This is a genomic window from Polynucleobacter sp. UK-Kesae-W10, assembly GCF_018881575.1.
GTDB lineage: Bacteria > Pseudomonadota > Gammaproteobacteria > Burkholderiales > Burkholderiaceae > Polynucleobacter.
In genome coordinates this window covers 1-17,430 of sequence record NZ_JACVQB010000002.1, presented here as the reverse complement: position 1 = coordinate 17,430, position 17,430 = coordinate 1, and the positions used below count along the sequence as shown (strand labels likewise).

The window sequence follows — 17,430 nt, the reverse complement described above, 5'->3', positions numbered from 1 at the left end:
TACTGAGCCACTGAATCAATATGGAACAGTTCCACGCGCTACTCACCGCTTCTTATGGGCGACACTATCTTGCGCAAAGACTGGTTTCCGATTCCTTTGGCCATGAATCTCCAAGCGGTCCATTAATACAAGTAAGCACTCCGGCAAAGCAACATGTAGGCGCAGTTGGTGATCGCCTCTTGCTAGAGATGACTTCTGCAGATCAAGCGCGCATTATCAAGATTGAACCCCGCGACAATATTCTGTATCGCTCCGATGCATTTAAAAGCAAAATCATTGCTTCTAATGTTGACCAAATTTTGGTTGTACTGGCAACGCAACCTGCTTTCTCTCCCGACTTATTAGGTAGAGCGGTGGTTGCCGCAGAGGCTCACCAAATTGGCCTTCATATCTTGCTCAATAAATGCGACCTGCCGGATAACCTCGAGCATGCGCGCAAAATCATTGAGCCTTACGCTCGCATGGGCTACTCCGTCAGCGAGGTTTCAGCCAAGTTTGATCCTGCCTCTATTGACGCCCTTCGCCCTATTCTGCAAGGTAAGGTATCGGTCTTTGTAGGCCAGTCAGGCATGGGTAAGTCTAGTCTGCTCAATGCGTGGGTGCCCAATGCTGCCGCGCTTACACAAGAGTACTCAGTGCGCCTCGATACTGGTAAGCACACGACAACCGCGTGTCGATATTTTGAATTGCCCCAGGCTTGGGGCAGAGATGCCTCTGGAAAACTGGGCGCCCTTATAGATTCTCCAGGCTTTCAAGAATTTGGTCTAGCCCACATGTCGGTGAGCGAACTCCAACATGCCTTTCGAGAATTCAAGGATCTACATGGCAAGTGCCGCTTTCATAACTGCGCCCACCAATCAGAACCAGATTGCGCAGTACGGGCTGCAGTAGACAGAAACGAAATAGCGCCAGAAAGACTGGCGCTATTTAGACAACTACGTTCAGATTCAAAAACTGCCGATACGCAAATTCAGGGAATTAGCCAAGCCAAAGAGCGATGGTCAGCATTAGCAACAAAGCCATCCAAGCGATAACCAAACGCCAGACTAAGCCTACTGCAGAGCGCATAGTGCGTTCAGTAGGCTCAAGACCTACCTCGTACACCAAGGGTTCGCCAGCTTCTGCCATACGCAAGGCCTCATCGCTATCAGGCTCGCTCAATGGCTCACCAAGGCGTACACCTAACGCGCCACTACCTGCAGCCAAAATCACGCCTGATAGAGAGTCGCCCCATTTTTGGGTTAGATAGCGCCAACCGTATACCGCGCCTTCAAAATTACCGACGATCGCAAAGCCCATTGCAGTGATGCGCGCTGGAATCCAATCGAGTACGTAAAAGAAATGGCGAGCGGATTCGCTCAGGTTAAAGTCGCCACGCTCTGACCAACGCTGTGCAGCAGTATCGGCCAAGCGATAGAGCACAACACCAGCAGGACCCATTGGCATCATGAACCAAAACAACACGCCAAAGACATGGCGGTGCGAACCAATAATGGCACGCTCGAGCGCTAATGAGATGACTTCAGTTTCAGAGAGATTGGTGGTATCCAATTCAGGTCCATACCACTCACCCAAGGCAGCACGAGCTGCTGGTAAGTCATGCGCTTCAATCGCTTCATGCACCAAAGTAAAGGAATGACTGAACTGACGGAAACCAAAAAATAGATAGGCAATCAATACATTCCAAAGAAAGCCCAAAATAGGATAGGTCACCATACAGGTGACGTACACAATAAACACTAAGAAGGTTGGGAGAACGAAGGCAACTAAACAGGCCATCCGCGCACCAACAGGGCTAGCACCGCCTTCAGATTTACCGCCAAACTCTGCAGCAACCCAATCTAACCAACGATTACAAGTGCGCACAATCCAATGGCTGGCAGTCACTGGGCGATATTGCTCAGCAATGAGGGCGAAGAGAATAGAAAAGAAAGTCATACTTTTAATAAATGATAAAGGTTACGTAACATTCCCGCAGTAGCACCCCAAATAAAGCGGTTCTCATAAGGCATAGAATAAAAACGACGTCCGCCCTGCTCACTTTGCCACAATCTCACCTGATGATTAGCTGGATTGAGCAAAAAGTCGAGCGGTACCTCAAAAACATCCGCTACTTCAAATGCATCTAAGACATATTCTGCCTGAGGCTTAACCAATCCTACTACGGGGGTGACGCTATAGCCAGAAACTGTTAAATATTGTGGAAGATGGCCGATGATCTCGACCCGCTCAGGATCCAAGCCGATCTCCTCCCAACTCTCCCGCAACGCGGTTTCATTTGGACTGCGATCCTCAGGATCCATCCTGCCGCCTGGAAAGCTAATCTGACCAGCATGGTCACGCAAATGATTGGTTCTTTGAGTCAGTAGTACTGAGAGACCCCCCTCTTTTAATAACAAAGGTATCAATACTGCCGCCTTAGTCACTTTTCCTGCGGCCTGACGACGAGCAATGATATCGGCTGCAATGACATGACGGTTTTCATCGGTGATTTCTGGCTGCCATTCAGGTTGGAATTGCAGACGCGCCTTTAGGGCTGCAGGATCGAGTAATGCAGGGGATACTTTTTGATCGTTGACACACACCTCGTGAACCGGAATCGCTTCCGCATTAAAACCTGGGGGCGCAGCAACATTGATTGCGTCTTCTTCAGGTATTGAGGTTTTAGACATAGTCATATTCTAAGGCAACAAAAAAGGCGACCGAGGCCGCCTTTTTTGTTTGCTTCAAAGCAGCAATTATTCAGCAGCAGCAACAGCTGTTGGTTTAACGCGTGCTTGGAGCTTTTCTTTAATACGTGCTGACTTACCAGAACGATCACGCAAGTAGTACAACTTCGCGCGACGTACATCACCACGACGTTTCACTTCAACGCTAGCGATCAATGGTGAGTATGTTTGGAAAGTACGCTCAACGCCTTCACCAGAAGAAATCTTACGCACGATAAAGCTGGAATTGAGTCCGCGATTACGTTTAGCAATCACAACGCCTTCAAAGGCCTGGGTACGCTTACGCGTACCTTCAACTACGTTCACGCTAACGATTACTGTGTCACCAGGCGCGAAGCTTGGTAAAGTTTTGTTAGCACTTAAGCGAGCAATTTCTTCTTGCTCAATTTTTGCAATTAAATTCATTTCTAATCCTTAAACATCGTATTAGCGTTTCATCCCGTGACATGTAGCAACGGACCTAATAGAGGATGCAGTTAAAACAATTTCACTAAACCAAAAAACCAAACTTTTAAATCACTACTGAGAATGTTCACAGCGAGCGAAGAAATTGTTCATCTTCTCGGGTTAGCAACCCATTGGCTCTAGCCGATTCAATTAAATCCGGCCTTAACCTGAACGTCAGCTCCAAAGACTTTTGCCGACGCCAATCCGCTATTTTAGCGTGATGTCCGCCTAAAAGCACGTCTGGAACTGATAAATTTTCATAAATTTCGGGCCGAGTGTAGTGCGGATAGTCCAAAAGGCCATTCATAAAGCTATCCTGGGTAGCCGATTGACCGTCTCCCAGGGCTCCAGGGATCAAACGGATGACTGAATCCATGATCGCCATAGCGGGTATTTCACCCCCAGAAAGCACAAAATCGCCAATAGAAAGCTGTAAATCGACGTTTCGGTCAATAAAACGCTGGTCTACAGCCTCGTATCGACCGCAAATAAAGCTGAAATTGCCGTAATTGAGGATGTCCCCGGCAATTTTTTGAGAAAACCGCTCACCCTGAGGCGCTAACAAGCAAACCGGGCCTGTTTTAATCCCACCGGCCTGGTGAGCAGCTTTCATACCCACCAAAGTGTCTTCCAAAGGTTTGGCCATCATTACCATTCCAGGGCCGCCACCATAAGCGCGATCATCTACCGTTTTGCGTGGATCAGAACAAAAATCGCGTGGGTTCCAAAGATGAACGCTAGCAAGGGATTGTTCGCACGCACGACCAGTGATACCCCATTGCGTTAAAGCAGAAAACATTCCTGGGAAGAGGGTTACGACATCAAAGCGCATGGGTTATTTCTTCAATTGACTCTACGAGTTTTACTGCCAGTCAGACTGCCAATCTAGCGTAATTGTTTTTTTAAGCAAGTCTACGTCTCGCACTACTTCTTTTACAAATGGAACTAAGTATTGAATATTTTTGCTGGTGGCATCACCAATTGCAATTACACCATGTGCACCATTTTCCGTGACGTCTAAGACCTCACCCAAAGACTCGTCTTGCAAATTGACTGCATGACATCCAATCAGATCCACCCAGTAATAGGAATCATCATCGGCCTTTGGAAAGGCATCACGAGCAACCAGGATGCGCGCACCTTTTAGGGCAAGCGCTTGATCACGATCATTCACGCCCTCGAGTGCTACCACCACATTACCGCTGTGCATTTTGGCGCTCTTGACTTTGTATTGCGTCAAAGAAGCCTGCTCAGTAGACGCAGAAACACCCGCGTCCCGACGAGGGATTAAAGATAGCCAAACTGTTTTAGAAGAGAGCAATGCAACAGGCTCTGGAGAGTGAGGTCTTACCTTCACTTGGCCTTGCAAACCTTGCGCTTCAGAAATAGCGCCAAGCTCAATCAAATCATTTAGGGAAGGCACACTCATTTGCAAGTCACCTTATCTTCCCAAAATAGAACTACCAATAAATTCATGAGAAAAGACTCCATCGAATCGATGAAGTCTTTAGCCACAGAATATTAGACAGCTGGATTGTTCTTGATTAAACGAACCACTGTTGGAGATACTTGTGCACCAACGCCAGTCCAGTAAGTCAAACGATCTTGAGCAATGCGCATTGCTTGCTCAGATGCAGCTGCTTGTGGATTGAAGTAACCAATACGCTCGATAAAGTTCGAGTCGCGACGGTTGCGCTTATCAGTAGCAACGATGCTGTAAAAAGGGCGCTTCTTAGAACCGCCGCGTGCCAGTCGAATGACGACCATACTTATTCCTTAAAATCTAAAATGAAAACAGGTTGATTACAACCCAATGAAATTTCTACTAAAAATCTTGGGCTCCGGTTCACCAACTAAACGTACGGTAAAGCGGAAAACCTCATATTCTAGACGAAAACCCCTACTTCTTCCACCTATTTCAGCAGTCAAGCCAGTAGAATAGAACGCTACAGAATATAAAAAGTTCATATAAAACAGTGACTTATAAAAATATGCCGAGTAAAACACCCCCATTTACAACTCCTACAGGCAGTCTGAAACGGTCTTTACTCGCCTTTTCTTGCGCAAGCCTAGGCCTTTTAGGTGCCTGCGCCAACGTTATTCCGCCCTGTGGAGCCAAAATTAGCCCTCCTAGCAGCGAACTACGCAATACCAAATGGGAACTCACCCGCTGGAATTTAGCCCCCAACAATAAAGGTGAGGTTCGTGCCCGCCAAATCCCTCAAGGTGAAGCAAGCAACCCCATTCAAATCACCTTTGATGCCAGTGGCCAGAGAATCAGTGGCTCAACAGGTTGCAATCGCTTTACTGCTGAACTAGATGAAGATGCAAGGGGCTTTAGCCTCAAACGCATTGCGAGCACCAAAATGGCGTGCACACCACAGCGCATGGAATTAGAAAACGATTTTTTATATGAGCTCAATGATTACCGTAGCATTGTGCGCAATGGCGACCAACTACTCATGATCGGTACAGATCGTGAAGTCTTGAGCTTTAGTCAACGCCCGATTAACAATCCATAAATCCATCACCAATTACTGAAGACCCATGAAAAATTCCAAACTGATTTTTTGCGCACTCGGATTATTTTTCCCTGCTAGCGGCTTAAATTGTTTTTATTTACAGGGCATTAAATCTTTCTGGGGATGGACACAACTGGTTGCGCTCATTGGCGGCATCATTGGCTGGGGCTTGCTTATAGAAGCCCATTTTCATTCTGCCCCAGGCTGGGTCTTGCTGACCTTTGGGTTTATTGCCCTTGAAGCGAGTTGGTTAACTACCATCACCTTCGGACTTCGTCCTGATGAAAAGTGGGACGCACAATTTAATCCCGGCATTGCCGAGCAAGATCAAACCAAATCCGGCTGGCTAGTAGTCCTCACCGTTATTTTTTCTCTAGTACTAGGTGCTGGAGTATTGATGACATTTTTGGCTATCGCGTTTGAGCAATTCTTTATTTCTCAGCTCTATGAAGCCAGAAAGCTATCCCAGTAACTGCAGCTTTCAAGATGAAATCCATAAACCGCTTGCTGAGCGGTTTTTTTATTGCTTAACTTAGAAGCATTCCACTTCTAAAGCATTTGTGGAATGACCGCCTTCAACAATCGAAGTTGCTAAAGCTTGTGCTTGTGGCAAGAGATTCTCGGCAAAAAAGCGAGCAGTTGCGATCTTGGTATTGTAGAAAGTCGGATCGCTATCACGCAAGCGTTCTGCAGCCAATAAACCACGGGCCATTTGCCAACCGCCCAAAACCAACCCAGATAATCGCAAATATGCAAAGCTACCTGCATACACTGCTTTCACATCCGTTTTGGCATTGGCCAAAATATATGCAACCGCTTGATCAAAAGCGGCGCGTCCAGTGCTCAATTGCTTGAGTACTGCTTTGGCATCTGCACTTCCGCTAGCGGCCAACTCTTTTTCCACATCGGCAATTTTTTGAGAAAGCACTTTTGCAGTTGCCCCACCATCACGTACTGTTTTTCTGCCAACCAAATCATTTGCCTGGATCGCGGTTGTGCCCTCATAGATGGTCAAAATACGGGCATCACGATAGTGCTGTGCAGCGCCCGTCTCTTCGATAAAACCCATACCGCCATGGACTTGTACGCCTAAGCTCGCCACTTCAATTGACATCTCAGTCGAGAAGCCTTTGACAATCGGCACCAAGAACTCATAAATCGCTTGATTGGCTTTGCGCACTGACTCATCTGGCGCAGCATGCTGCGCATCATAGGCAGCCGCTGCGTAATACGCTAAGGCACGCGAAGCTTCCACATAAGCACGCATGGTCATCAGCATGCGCTTGACATCCGGTTGATGAATAATGGCAACTGGCCCAGCGGAGCCCGCCAAGTCACGGCTTTGTACACGGTCTTTTGCGTACTGGACTGCTTTTTGATAAGCGCGCTCTGCTACCGCAATACCTTGCATACCGACTGCAAAACGGGCTGCATTCATCATGACAAACATATACTCCAGCCCGCGATTCTCTTCGCCAACCAGATAGCCTATGGCGCCACCATGATCACCAAATTGCAACACCGCGGTTGGGCTCGCCTTGATACCTAATTTATGTTCAATAGAAACGCAATGCACATCATTGCGCTCGCCCAATGAGCCATCGGCATTCACTAAGAACTTTGGCACCACAAATAAAGAGATACCTTTCACACCCTCAGGTGCGTCAGGCGTTCTAGCCAATACTAAATGCACAATATTTTTTGCCATATCGTGCTCACCATAGGTGATATAGATCTTTGTACCAAATATTTTGTAGGTGCCATCACCTTCAGGAACTGCTTTAGAGCGCACCATCGATAAATCGGAACCGGCTTGAGGCTCAGTCAAACACATTGAGCCAGTCCATTCGCCAGAAATCATGTTTGGCACAAATTGCTCTTGTAGCTCTGGGCTTGCAGCAGTAAGTAAAGCCTCAATCGCACCATCTGTCAGCATTGGGCATAAAGCAAATGAAAGACTTGCAGAGTGAACCATCTCAAAACACGCTGTTGCAATGAGTTTTGGTAAGCCTTGACCACCAAATTCCGCGGGGTGGATTACGCCCTGCCAACCTGCAGCAGCAAATTGTTCAAAAGCCTCTTTAAATCCAGGTGAAGTAGTGACAACCCCATCTTTTAGTGAACTTGGCTTTTGATCGCCAGGCCAATTGAGTGGCGCCACGACATCTTGATTGAATTTAGCCGACTCCTCCAAAATTGCTGGAGCCAAATCGATATCTGCACCTGCCTCAGCATAGGATGGATACGCCACCACATCAGCCAGCCCCGCTAATTCATTCATAGCAAACAACATGTCTTTCACAGGGGCAACGTATGGCATTACAACTCCTCTAAATTCAAATTGAATACAGCATTGATTTAAAAAGCGCTCAAATTAAGAGAGCGCCTTTGTTAACTCAGGTACAGCGGTGAATAAATCAGCAACTAAACCATAGTCAGCCACCCCGAAGATTGGGGCCTCTGGATCCTTATTAATCGCAACGATCACTTTGGAGTCCTTCATACCGGCCAAATGCTGAATCGCACCAGAAATGCCGACCGCCACATACAGCTGTGGAGCAACAATCTTGCCGGTCTGCCCCACTTGGTAGTCATTCGGTACGTAGCCCGCATCCACCGCGGCACGGGAAGCCCCTAAAGCGGCACCCAACTTATCAGCCAATGGCACTACAAGCTCTTGATACTTTTCGCCCGAACCCAAACCGCGACCACCAGAGACAATAATCTTGGCAGCAGTCAATTCAGGACGATCCGATTTAGTAAGCTCACGACCTACAAACGTCGATTTGTCTGCGCTCTGGGCAGCTACAGCTTTTTCAACGGCAGCAGATCCGCCAGTCGCGGCTACTGGATCAAAACCGGTAGTACGCACTGTGATCACTTTGACAGGGTCTGAGCTTTGCACTGTAGCAATCGCATTGCCCGCATAGATGGGGCGCTCAAAAGTATCTACGCTCACTACCTTGGTGATGTCTGATAACTGCGCTACATCCAATTTGGCAGCAACGCGTGGCAAGACATTCTTACCAGAGGCAGTAGCAGGAGCTAGGATATGGGTGTAACCATTGGCCAACGAAAGGATCTGAGCCGCCAAAGGCTCAGCCAATTGATCAGCCAAATTAGCTGCATCTATTTGAATCACTTTGCGTACGCCAGCGATTTGGGAAGCCGCTTGTGCAGCAGCATCCGATGCGTTGCCAGCAACCAAAATATCGACCTCTGGTGAGCACTGCAGAGCAGCAGCCACCGCATTCAAGGTAGCAGCCTTTAAAGATTGATTATCGTGTTCAGCAATTACAAGAGCGGCCATTTAAATCACCTTCGCTTCATTTTTGAGTTTTTCAACAAGGGCTGCTACATCAGCAACCATCACGCCAGCGCTGCGCTTAGGCGGCTCCTCCACCTTAATCGTCTTCAGGCGCGGGGCAATATCCACACCCAAATCTTCAGGTTTGACAATATCAATGACTTTCTTCTTGGCCTTCATGATGTTTGGCAAGGTGACATAGCGTGGCTCATTCAAACGCAAATCCGTTGTAATGACAGCTGGCAATGTGAGAGCAATAGTCTCTAGACCACCATCGACTTCACGCGTTACTGTTGCTTTGCCATCAGCGATCGCAAGTTTAGAGGCAAAGGTTGCCTGTGGAATATCCAAGAGGCTAGCCAACATTTGACCAGTCTGATTGCTATCGTCATCAATTGCTTGTTTACCAAGGATGATGATTTGCGCTTGCTCTTTTTCAGAGAGCGCTTTGAGAATCTTTGCTACGGATAATGGCTGTAACTCAGCATCGGTCTCGACTAGGATGGCGCGGTCTGCACCAATCGCCAAGGCAGTACGTAAAGTTTCTTGGCATTGCGTGACTCCAGCGCTGACTACGACTACTTCAGTCGCTACACCAGCTTCCTTGAGGCGCACCGCTTCTTCAACGGCAATCTCATCAAAAGGATTCATACTCATTTTGACGTTCGCAATATCGACGCCAGAATTATCCGATTTCACGCGCACTTTGACGTTGTAATCCACCACCCGTTTTACCGCAACTAAGATCTTCATCTGAATTCACAATCCTTCATTTCTACTAATACAAAATTCGTTCAAAAACTTGGGCAATCCTCATTTTACCGCCCTCGCTACTGACCTAGACATCAATAGCGGTGGCCGAGCCTGCTTGCTTGCGCAGCTCAAATTTTTGAATCTTCCCTGTTGAGGTCTTTGGTAGATCGCAAAACACGATTGCACGAGGCACCTTAAAGCCAGCCAGATGCTGTTTACAGTGGGCGATGATGTCGGCTGGCGTGACATCCATGCCAGGCTTGATTTCCAGGAATGCGCACGGGGTCTCGCCCCACTTTGAATCCGGCTTGGCCACTACTGCAGCAGCAATCACCGCTGGGTGACGATAGAGCACATCCTCAACTTCAACCGAGGAAATATTTTCTCCACCAGAAATAATGATGTCCTTACTGCGATCCTTCATCTTCACATAACCATCGGGATTCATAACCGCCAAATCCCCAGAATGGAACCAGCCGCCTTCGAAAGCTTCTTTGGTGGCCTTATCGTTCTTGAGGTAGCCCTTCATTGCAATATTGCCTTTAAACATAATCTCGCCCATGGTTTCACCATCGGCTGGAACAGGCTGCATTGTTTCGGGATCGAGTACCGCGATCGCCTGTTGCATGTGATAACGCACACCTTGGCGCGCATTGAGGCGCGCACGCTCACTAATGTCTAAATCATTCCACTCATCTTGCTTAACGCAAACTGCAGCAGGACCATAGACCTCAGTCAAGCCATAGACGTGAGTTAAATCAAAGCCCAACTTCTCCATACCTTCAATAATGGAGGCAGGAGGTGCGGCACCAGCAATCAGCCCTTTGACGCCCGCAGGAACGCCAACCTTCAGCTCATCTGGTGCGTTTACTAATAAGTTGTGCACAATCGGCGCAGCACAGTAGTGCGTAACACCATGCTCTTTAATGGCGGCAAAAATATGTTGCGCATCCACACGGCGCAAGCAGACATTGATACCGGCACGAGCGGCAATTGTCCAAGGGAAGCACCAGCCATTGCAGTGAAACATTGGCAAAGTCCATAGATACACAGGATGTTTATTGATATCCCAATCGAGCACATTAGAAACAGCATTAATCGCTGCGCCACGATGGTGATATACAACCCCTTTAGGATTACCGGTGGTGCCTGAGGTGTAGTTCAAGCAAATAGCCTGCCACTCATCGGCAGGAACTTGCCAAGCAAAGGTTGGATTACCTTCTGCCAAGAGTTGCTCATAAGTGAGCTTCCCTAACTTTTCACCAGGAACGTCGTACTCTTTTTCTTCGACGTCGATGACTAAAAACTCACGGCCAGATTCTTTTCGTGCAATCTCGAGCGCTTTTTTCATCACCCCGGAAAACTCTGGGTCAACAATCACGACTTTCGCTTCACCATGATTGAGCATGAAAGCAATCGACTCAGGATCAAGGCGGGTATTTAAGGCATTTAACACCGCGCCTGCCATCGGAATACCAAAGTGCGCCTCAACCATTGGGGGTGTATTTGGCAGCATGACAGCAACCGTATCGCCTAGGCCAATGCCATGCTTTTGCAGGGCGCTTGCCAAACGACGGCAACGCTCATAGGTCTGAGCCCAGGTCTGGCGCAACTTCCCATGAATAACCGCAACTTTATTGGGATAGATTTCTGCCGAACGCTCTAAAAACAACAGAGGCGTAATTGGAGTGTAGTTAGCAGGATTGCGATCTAAACCTTGTTCATAAATATTTGCCATCTTTTACTTTCAATAACAGTTTTACTTTGAATCTTTAAATATCTGCCAATGCTTTGACATGGGCAACTACGCTACGACCTAAAGCGGAAAGGTTATAGCCACCCTCTAAGCAGCTCACAATGCGGTTATCTGCAAATTGATGGGCGATCTCTTTTAAGCGCTTGGTAATCCACACATAATCATCTTCAACCAAACCCATTTGGCCCAAATCATCTTCGCGGTGGGCATCAAACCCAGCAGAAATAATGATGAGTTGTGGCTCAAAATTGCGTAGTGCTGGTAGCCACTTTTCTTCCACAATTGAGCGCACAACATCACCGCGAGTAGCGGCTGGCAAGGGCACGTTCACCATATTATTGGCGTGATCAAGCCCGCTGTAGGGATAAAAGGGGTGTTGGAAGAAGCTGCACATTAAGACATTGGGATCATTAAAGAATGCTGCCTCAGTGCCATTGCCGTGGTGCACATCAAAATCAATGATGGCAACGCGCTCAATCCCATAGGCCTCCATGGCATAACGCGCAGCAATGGCAACGTTATCAAACAAACAAAAACCCATAGAGCGAGTTGGCTCAGCGTGGTGACCGGGAGGCCTTACTGCACAAAACACATTTTCTACCTCACCCTTCATGACCGCATCGACCCCAGCAATTGCAGCGCCGGCAGCACGCAATGCTGCCTGCCAAGTATGGGGATTCATGATGGTGTCACCATCGAGCATGGCATAACCAGATTGAGGGGCCTGTTCTTTGACAAACGCAATATGATCTGGGCTATGCACTAACTCCAACTGATCTTCGCTCGCCAATGGGGCGTCTAGATGATGCAAAAAGCGATCGACACCGCTTCGGATCATCTGGTCATTAATTGCCTGAATGCGTTCGGGACACTCTGGATGATGACTTCCCATCTCGTGTTTTAGAAAATCCGGATGAGTTATGTATCCTGTTGTCATTCGCTGAAATCCTCAATAGCAAAACTAATATTTTTTATAGTCTAATTAAACGTGCCTAATTACCTACCACCTAAATCCCTGCGCATGCACTTTCGTGCCTCCTACCTACTGCTAGCCCTAAGCTTAGGCGCTTGTACAAGCAGCCCGACACAGCAGGCGAATCCCCAGCAGACCATCGTAAACCAAGCGGACGATGCAGCCATAGAGGCGCGCTATAGCCAAAATCTGAATGCCTTATTAAGTCAGGTCTCCCAGACTCAAGAAATACCGCTTCCAGCCCTAGAAACGGGCTTTCTCGATGCTAAAACGATTCCCTCCATCCGCAAATTGGTATTACCCCCATCCGGCACCTTTAAGAAAAACTGGCTGGTTTACCGCAAACGCTTTGTTGAGCCAGTCCGCCTGAAGGCTGGACGCACATTTTGGGATGAAAATCAGGTCTTTTTAGCCCAAACCGAGCAAGAAACCGGGGTTCCAGCAGCTGTGATTGTGGCGATCATTGGTATCGAGACTATTTACGGTCGCCAAACCGGGAATTTTCGAGTCAAAGATGTCCTGTCTACCCTGGCCTTTAGCTATCCAGATACGCCAAATAAGGCTGCTCGCGAGCAACTTTTTAAGGACCAGCTCCAAGAATTGATTTTGATGTGCTGGACTGAAGCTGGAGGCAAACTACCTGCCAAGAACAATACCCAGGGCATGAATCCCGCAAGATTCAATACCTGCCTCAACCAAAATAGTTCTTATGCAGGCGCAATTGGTTTGCCCCAATTTATGCCGAGCAGCATCCGTAGCTTTGCGGTTGACGGTGACGGGGATGGACGCATCGATTTAAAACAAAGCCCGAAGGATGCCATTGCCAGCGTAGCCAACTTTATGAAAATGCATGGCTGGCAAGCGGGCATGCCAATCTACTTCCCTGTTCAAGAAAATGCGATCGCCACTGCTAAACAACTGGCTGACGGAGAGCCTCAACTGAAATACACGGTTGCAGAGCTCATTGAAAAGGGTATCTTGGTCCCTCAACAAGGCGATTTGCAGCGTGGTGGTGTAGAGCCTCAGAGCAAGGCTCTCATCATCGATCTGCCCTACCCTGATAAGGATGGACTTGATCAAGCACAGTACTTTGTTGGCTTAAATAATTTTCTGACTATTGTGCAATATAACCGCAGTTATTTTTATGCCCAAAGCGTGGGAGAGTTTGCTGAGGCGCTAGGCTACAAGAATCAAAGCGCTGTGCCAGTGGATGCAACGACTAAACCTTCAAGCGCTAAAGATAGCCTAGATAAATCAAAAATAAAAAGCGCTAAAAAATCTAGCGCCAAGAAAAAATCTAAGCCCAACTAATGGGGGTGCGCGCTAGTTAAGCAGGAAACACACCCGTAGATAAGTAGCGATCGCCGCGATCGCAGACAATAAATACAATCGTTGCATTTTCGACTTGACGCGCTATGCGCAAGGCAACCACCAAAGCGCCACCGGCAGAAATGCCGCAGAAGATACCCTCCTCTGCAGCCAAACGACGCGCCATATCCTCAGCATCGGCTTGAGTGACATATTCAATGCGATCAACTCGATCACCTTCATAAATCTTAGGCAAGTATTCTGGTGCCCACTTACGAATACCTGGAATTTGCGAACCCTCTTCCGGCTGAGCGCCAATAATCTGAATATTGGGATTCATGGACTTAAGGTAGGTTGATACACCGGTAATCGTTCCGGTAGTACCCATCGCAGAAACAAAATGGGTAATTTGCCCATCGGTATCTCGCCAGATTTCAGGACCAGTAGTTTCGATATGGGCTCTTGGATTATCTGGATTTGCAAATTGATCCAACAATCTGCCGCGGCCTTCACGCTGAAGCTGCAAAGCGTAATCCCTTGCAAACTCCATCCCGCCCGAAGCAGCCGTCAAAATTAATTCAGCCCCATAAGCCGCCATACTTTGACGGCGTTCAATGCTTTGACTCTCCGGCATGACGAGAATCATTTTGTAACCGAGCATTGCTGCAGTCATTGCCAAAGCAATGCCGGTATTACCGCTCGTTGCTTCAATCAGGGTGTCGCCAGGTTTAATTTCTCCGCGCTCTTGGGCGCGCATGATCATCGACAGCGCAGGCCGGTCTTTCACCGACCCCGCTGGATTGTTTCCTTCAAGCTTACCGAGGATGACATTATTCCGATTCTCATTCTCTAAACCAGGAATACGTTGCAAACGCACCAAAGGTGTATTGCCAACAGTTTGTGAAATCGTCAGATAAGCGGGTTTACTCATGGCTTCATTTTAGCCACAAGCAAGCCTAGACCCGAAAGGGTTTAATTTCGGCGGCGTGATGCCGCAGGCTCTTGCTGATTGCGAGTACTAGCTTGATGACGTGAAGGGCGTCTGCTAGTCGCCCCTCCCTCCTTTTTAGTCCGGCCATTGGGCTCGCGAAAGGAGCTGGGAGCCTCAATGGTTAAACCGTTATCCACCATCTTTTCAACCGATCGCACTCCAATGCCACGAACCCTTTTCTGTAGATCATTGGCATCCTGAAAATGACCACCATCTAATCGCTCCGCAATAATGGTTTTCGCTTTTGCGGGCCCAATCCCCTTAATGCTTTCCAATTCGGTTTGGGTTGCTGTATTGACGTTAATCGGCGCAGCATTTGCAATTCCTAAAGATGCCAATGCAATCACTGCTGTCGTCAAGCCAGTCCTCACGAATCCCTGAATACCCCTTTGAATATTTCTTGTCATTTCTTCTCCATTGGTCAATAAAAAATCCACGCACCAAACGGACGTGGATCGTTCTTAACGAATAAAAAGGCGTGGGGTTGACTCTATTTTTGGTCGTACAAGCAAATCAGCAGTTGCTGATAGCGCACTAAGTTATTGACTCAGAATAAACTGCGCAGCGCGCTGAATCAATTCTGGCTCAGTTTGATTAAAGCCGTGATATGCAAAGGAATCGCAAACATTGCCTTCAGTGATGCCACCATCAATCATTTCTAGTCGAGATGTAAGGCTTTTAGGTCTGCCATTGATAATGCGAGCAGAGTTTTCCGACAGGGAGCCAAGACAAGCATCCTGGACATGGTGAATGGCTAATGCTGGTAACACCACACTGTCATCAAGCGAGGCTGTTTTAATTGTCCCTGCAATGATGATTCCAGTTAACTGTTTTGACTGTGGACTTAATTGATTTGCGTAGTTGCTAACAGTCGATGTACCCATGCTGTGGCCAAAGATCCAAACGGGTAAATCGGTTTTTCTTTTGTAATACCGAATAACCTCAGCTACCCGGTCCAAATGATCTTGCTGATTGCGACGATCGCCACGCTTTAGATCGCCCAAATCATAGGGTGTGTCCACTAAAACGGCTTCAATTCGGTATTGAGCCCAAAGATTGGCGGAGCGCACAAATGTGTGTCGACTTTTAGTGGAGCCATCCTTCTTTAGTCGCAACATGCCGCCGCCACCAGGGAACAATAAGACCACTGCCTTTGGCTGTGAGACCGGCATCAACAATGTTCTTGTGGGCGCATCAGACTGATGCGGGACATCAAATACTTGCCCATATGCATTCAGGGCAAGATGGCTTAAGACAATTGCGAGTAAGACCCTAGCTACCAATGATGCCCTTTAAGCCGGTATAAATGGAAACTGCTGTTGTACCCAGGGCTACAACGGTACCACCATATTCCTGCAGCGACTTCATCAGTCCGTGGATATTTTGTAGCGAAGCACTACCCGCAGAAAGGGTTTGCAAGAGTGCCGCCTTACGACGTCTCTGCTTACTCGCGTAGGCAACACCACCTAAAAGCATGCCCGTCAAGAAACTAAAGGCGATGCTGGCTGAGTATTCCAACACCTCTTTCCACTCAAAGAGATTTTGTGGCCAGACAGGAGAGTGATCAACCAAACTCGTAATCCAACTCATACCAATGACCGAAGCAATTGCCAGAACAACAACGCCCACGAACCATGGTAGCAATTTGTGAGCATGCCCTTTAAATAATGCATAAGCAAATGGGAGCGGCAAAACCATGGAAATTATCCGCAGATATAGCATCTTCGTGTCGTACACAACCGCAATCAACCAATGCGCCAACAATAGCAAAATCAGTGGCACGATCAGATAGAGCAGAATATCCGATACCCAATTTCCAACAGATCTCCTAACTTGCTTGCGCTGTTGCTCATCCAACAAGAGCTCAAGCTCTTCAATTCTGAGTTGATAGGCTTGGGTATTGGGTATCTGAGCAATTTGCTGTTCTAGATCGGCTACTTTTGCCATCAGTGGCTTAAACAAATACAAATCACGACTGCAGGTTTTGCAGACGTAGGCATCTTCAGAAACCTCTGATAGGCAGTACGGACAATTCATTATTTATTGACTACCAAGTTCAATACAGAATTAGTTTCACGGCCATCGGAGTCTTTTACTGAAACACGAATAGTGTGGGTGCCCGGAGGAACATCCGCTTTTGCAAAGTCGATGCCATTTGCTGAAATGGCATTCTTCAAACGCGGTGTCAAATCAACGAACGGGGATTTCATATAAACCACTTTGACAGAGCTTGGATCAATCTTGGCATCACCGCGCGGCTCAAAGCTGACTTTAAAGTCAAATGGTGCAGTTACAGGAGTATCCGCTTCTGGAGATGCAAGCTTGATAGCTGGCCCACGAGAAATCCCGCGAGTAGCTAATGCACCAGAGGCTGGAGGCAATGCAGCTTCCTTTGCGCTAATTAAAGAAGCGGCGCAGGCCATTTGCGTCATTGCAACTAAGGCAGCAGCCAGCGTGAAGTGAATAAATTTCATAAAACCCTCAAAGTAATCAATAGCAATTGTTATAGATCTTAAATCAATCCCCTACAACCACGAAGGGAGCCCAGAACAAGGGGTGAGCATAGGCGTATTTCATACTCCCGCCCTCACTCATACCGCCTTGATCAATCTGGTTGAGCATCGCTTGGCGGAGTAATTCGGCT

Annotated in this window: 20 protein-coding genes; 4 read left to right on the top strand and 16 right to left on the bottom strand. The window is 47.7% G+C overall.

The genetic code is table 11. The features are described from left to right. The first annotated feature begins 20 nt into the window (after window positions 1-20). Entirely contained in the window at window positions 21-1,034 is a 1,014-nt protein-coding gene (gene rsgA / locus ICN24_RS06495) for a ribosome small subunit-dependent GTPase A (RefSeq protein ID WP_216222299.1), read from the top strand. Here the strand turns inward: rsgA and ICN24_RS06490 are convergent. The 6 genes from ICN24_RS06490 to rpsP form a co-directional block, all read right to left on the bottom strand. After that, entirely contained in the window at window positions 979-1,938 is a 960-nt protein-coding gene (locus ICN24_RS06490; protein WP_216222298.1) for a CobD/CbiB family protein, read from the bottom strand. The genes rsgA and ICN24_RS06490 overlap by 56 nt on opposite strands. Beyond that, window positions 1,935-2,672: a CoA pyrophosphatase gene (locus ICN24_RS06485; RefSeq protein ID WP_216222297.1), complete on the bottom strand. Its 738-nt coding sequence runs from the start codon at window positions 2,670-2,672 to the stop codon at window positions 1,935-1,937. The genes ICN24_RS06490 and ICN24_RS06485 overlap by 4 nt, the downstream gene beginning before the upstream one ends. Before the next feature lie 66 nt (window positions 2,673-2,738). After that, a complete protein-coding gene (gene rplS, locus ICN24_RS06480) occupies window positions 2,739-3,134 on the bottom strand; it encodes a 50S ribosomal protein L19 (RefSeq protein ID WP_216222295.1) in 396 nt (131 codons plus the stop codon). 127 nt (window positions 3,135-3,261) lie between these two features. Then, entirely contained in the window at window positions 3,262-4,008 is a 747-nt protein-coding gene (trmD, locus tag ICN24_RS06475) for a tRNA (guanosine(37)-N1)-methyltransferase TrmD (RefSeq protein WP_216222293.1), read from the bottom strand. A 30-nt stretch (window positions 4,009-4,038) separates the two neighbouring features. Continuing rightward, the gene (gene rimM / locus ICN24_RS06470; RefSeq protein ID WP_216222291.1) at window positions 4,039-4,605 is read right to left on the bottom strand and encodes a ribosome maturation factor RimM; all 567 of its coding nucleotides are present in this window, start codon (window positions 4,603-4,605) and stop codon (window positions 4,039-4,041) included. Window positions 4,606-4,697: 92 nt separating this feature from the next. After that, window positions 4,698-4,943, bottom strand: a complete 246-nt coding sequence (rpsP, locus tag ICN24_RS06465) for a 30S ribosomal protein S16 (protein WP_128112547.1) — start codon at window positions 4,941-4,943, stop codon at window positions 4,698-4,700. A 224-nt stretch (window positions 4,944-5,167) separates the two neighbouring features. Between rpsP and ICN24_RS06460 the strand changes: the two genes are divergently transcribed. Together ICN24_RS06460 and ICN24_RS06455 are read left to right on the top strand one after the other, a co-directional pair. Next, the gene (locus ICN24_RS06460) at window positions 5,168-5,698 is read left to right on the top strand and encodes an META domain-containing protein (RefSeq protein WP_216222290.1); all 531 of its coding nucleotides are present in this window, start codon (window positions 5,168-5,170) and stop codon (window positions 5,696-5,698) included. Between the two features lie 25 nt (window positions 5,699-5,723). Further along, window positions 5,724-6,170: a hypothetical protein gene (locus ICN24_RS06455; RefSeq protein WP_216222288.1), complete on the top strand. Its 447-nt coding sequence runs from the start codon at window positions 5,724-5,726 to the stop codon at window positions 6,168-6,170. A gap of 60 nt (window positions 6,171-6,230) precedes the next feature. On the opposite strand, the gene ICN24_RS06450 is transcribed toward ICN24_RS06455, so the two are convergent. From ICN24_RS06450 to ICN24_RS06430, 5 genes are all read right to left on the bottom strand, one after another. Next, window positions 6,231-8,018, bottom strand: coding sequence for an acyl-CoA dehydrogenase (locus ICN24_RS06450; RefSeq protein ID WP_216222286.1), 1,788 nt, complete (start codon window positions 8,016-8,018; stop codon window positions 6,231-6,233). 54 nt (window positions 8,019-8,072) lie between these two features. Next, the gene (locus ICN24_RS06445; protein WP_216222285.1) at window positions 8,073-9,008 is read right to left on the bottom strand and encodes an electron transfer flavoprotein subunit alpha/FixB family protein; all 936 of its coding nucleotides are present in this window, start codon (window positions 9,006-9,008) and stop codon (window positions 8,073-8,075) included. Continuing rightward, complete coding sequence (locus ICN24_RS06440; RefSeq protein WP_216222284.1) at window positions 9,009-9,758, bottom strand: electron transfer flavoprotein subunit beta/FixA family protein; 750 nt, start codon at window positions 9,756-9,758, stop codon at window positions 9,009-9,011. A gap of 85 nt (window positions 9,759-9,843) precedes the next feature. Then, window positions 9,844-11,496 carry an acyl-CoA synthetase gene (locus ICN24_RS06435; RefSeq protein ID WP_216222283.1) on the bottom strand — a complete coding sequence of 551 codons (1,653 nt, stop codon included), beginning with the start codon at window positions 11,494-11,496 and terminating at the stop codon, window positions 9,844-9,846. Between the two features lie 34 nt (window positions 11,497-11,530). Next, entirely contained in the window at window positions 11,531-12,451 is a 921-nt protein-coding gene (locus ICN24_RS06430) for a histone deacetylase family protein (protein ID WP_216222282.1), read from the bottom strand. Between the two features lie 84 nt (window positions 12,452-12,535). On the opposite strand from ICN24_RS06430, the gene ICN24_RS06425 reads away from it, so the two are divergent. After that, window positions 12,536-13,798: a lytic transglycosylase domain-containing protein gene (locus ICN24_RS06425; RefSeq protein WP_216222281.1), complete on the top strand. Its 1,263-nt coding sequence runs from the start codon at window positions 12,536-12,538 to the stop codon at window positions 13,796-13,798. 16 nt (window positions 13,799-13,814) lie between these two features. Here ICN24_RS06425 and cysM read toward each other — a convergent pair whose 3' ends face one another. The 5 genes from cysM to ICN24_RS06400 form a co-directional block, all read right to left on the bottom strand. After that, on the bottom strand, window positions 13,815-14,726 hold the full coding sequence (cysM, locus tag ICN24_RS06420; RefSeq protein WP_216222279.1) for a cysteine synthase CysM: 912 nt from the start codon (window positions 14,724-14,726) through the stop codon (window positions 13,815-13,817). 41 nt (window positions 14,727-14,767) lie between these two features. Beyond that, window positions 14,768-15,193, bottom strand: a complete 426-nt coding sequence (locus ICN24_RS06415; RefSeq protein WP_216222277.1) for a helix-hairpin-helix domain-containing protein — start codon at window positions 15,191-15,193, stop codon at window positions 14,768-14,770. Window positions 15,194-15,325: 132 nt separating this feature from the next. Continuing rightward, window positions 15,326-16,069 (bottom strand): alpha/beta hydrolase, encoded by a 744-nt coding sequence (locus ICN24_RS06410; RefSeq protein WP_216222275.1) that lies wholly within the window; start codon window positions 16,067-16,069, stop codon window positions 15,326-15,328. Next, window positions 16,059-16,823 (bottom strand): hypothetical protein, encoded by a 765-nt coding sequence (locus ICN24_RS06405; protein WP_216222274.1) that lies wholly within the window; start codon window positions 16,821-16,823, stop codon window positions 16,059-16,061. Before ICN24_RS06405 ends, ICN24_RS06410 begins: the two co-directional genes overlap by 11 nt. Then, the gene (locus ICN24_RS06400; protein WP_216222273.1) at window positions 16,823-17,260 is read right to left on the bottom strand and encodes a hypothetical protein; all 438 of its coding nucleotides are present in this window, start codon (window positions 17,258-17,260) and stop codon (window positions 16,823-16,825) included. The genes ICN24_RS06405 and ICN24_RS06400 overlap by 1 nt, the downstream gene beginning before the upstream one ends. Window positions 17,261-17,430: the final 170 nt, after the last annotated feature.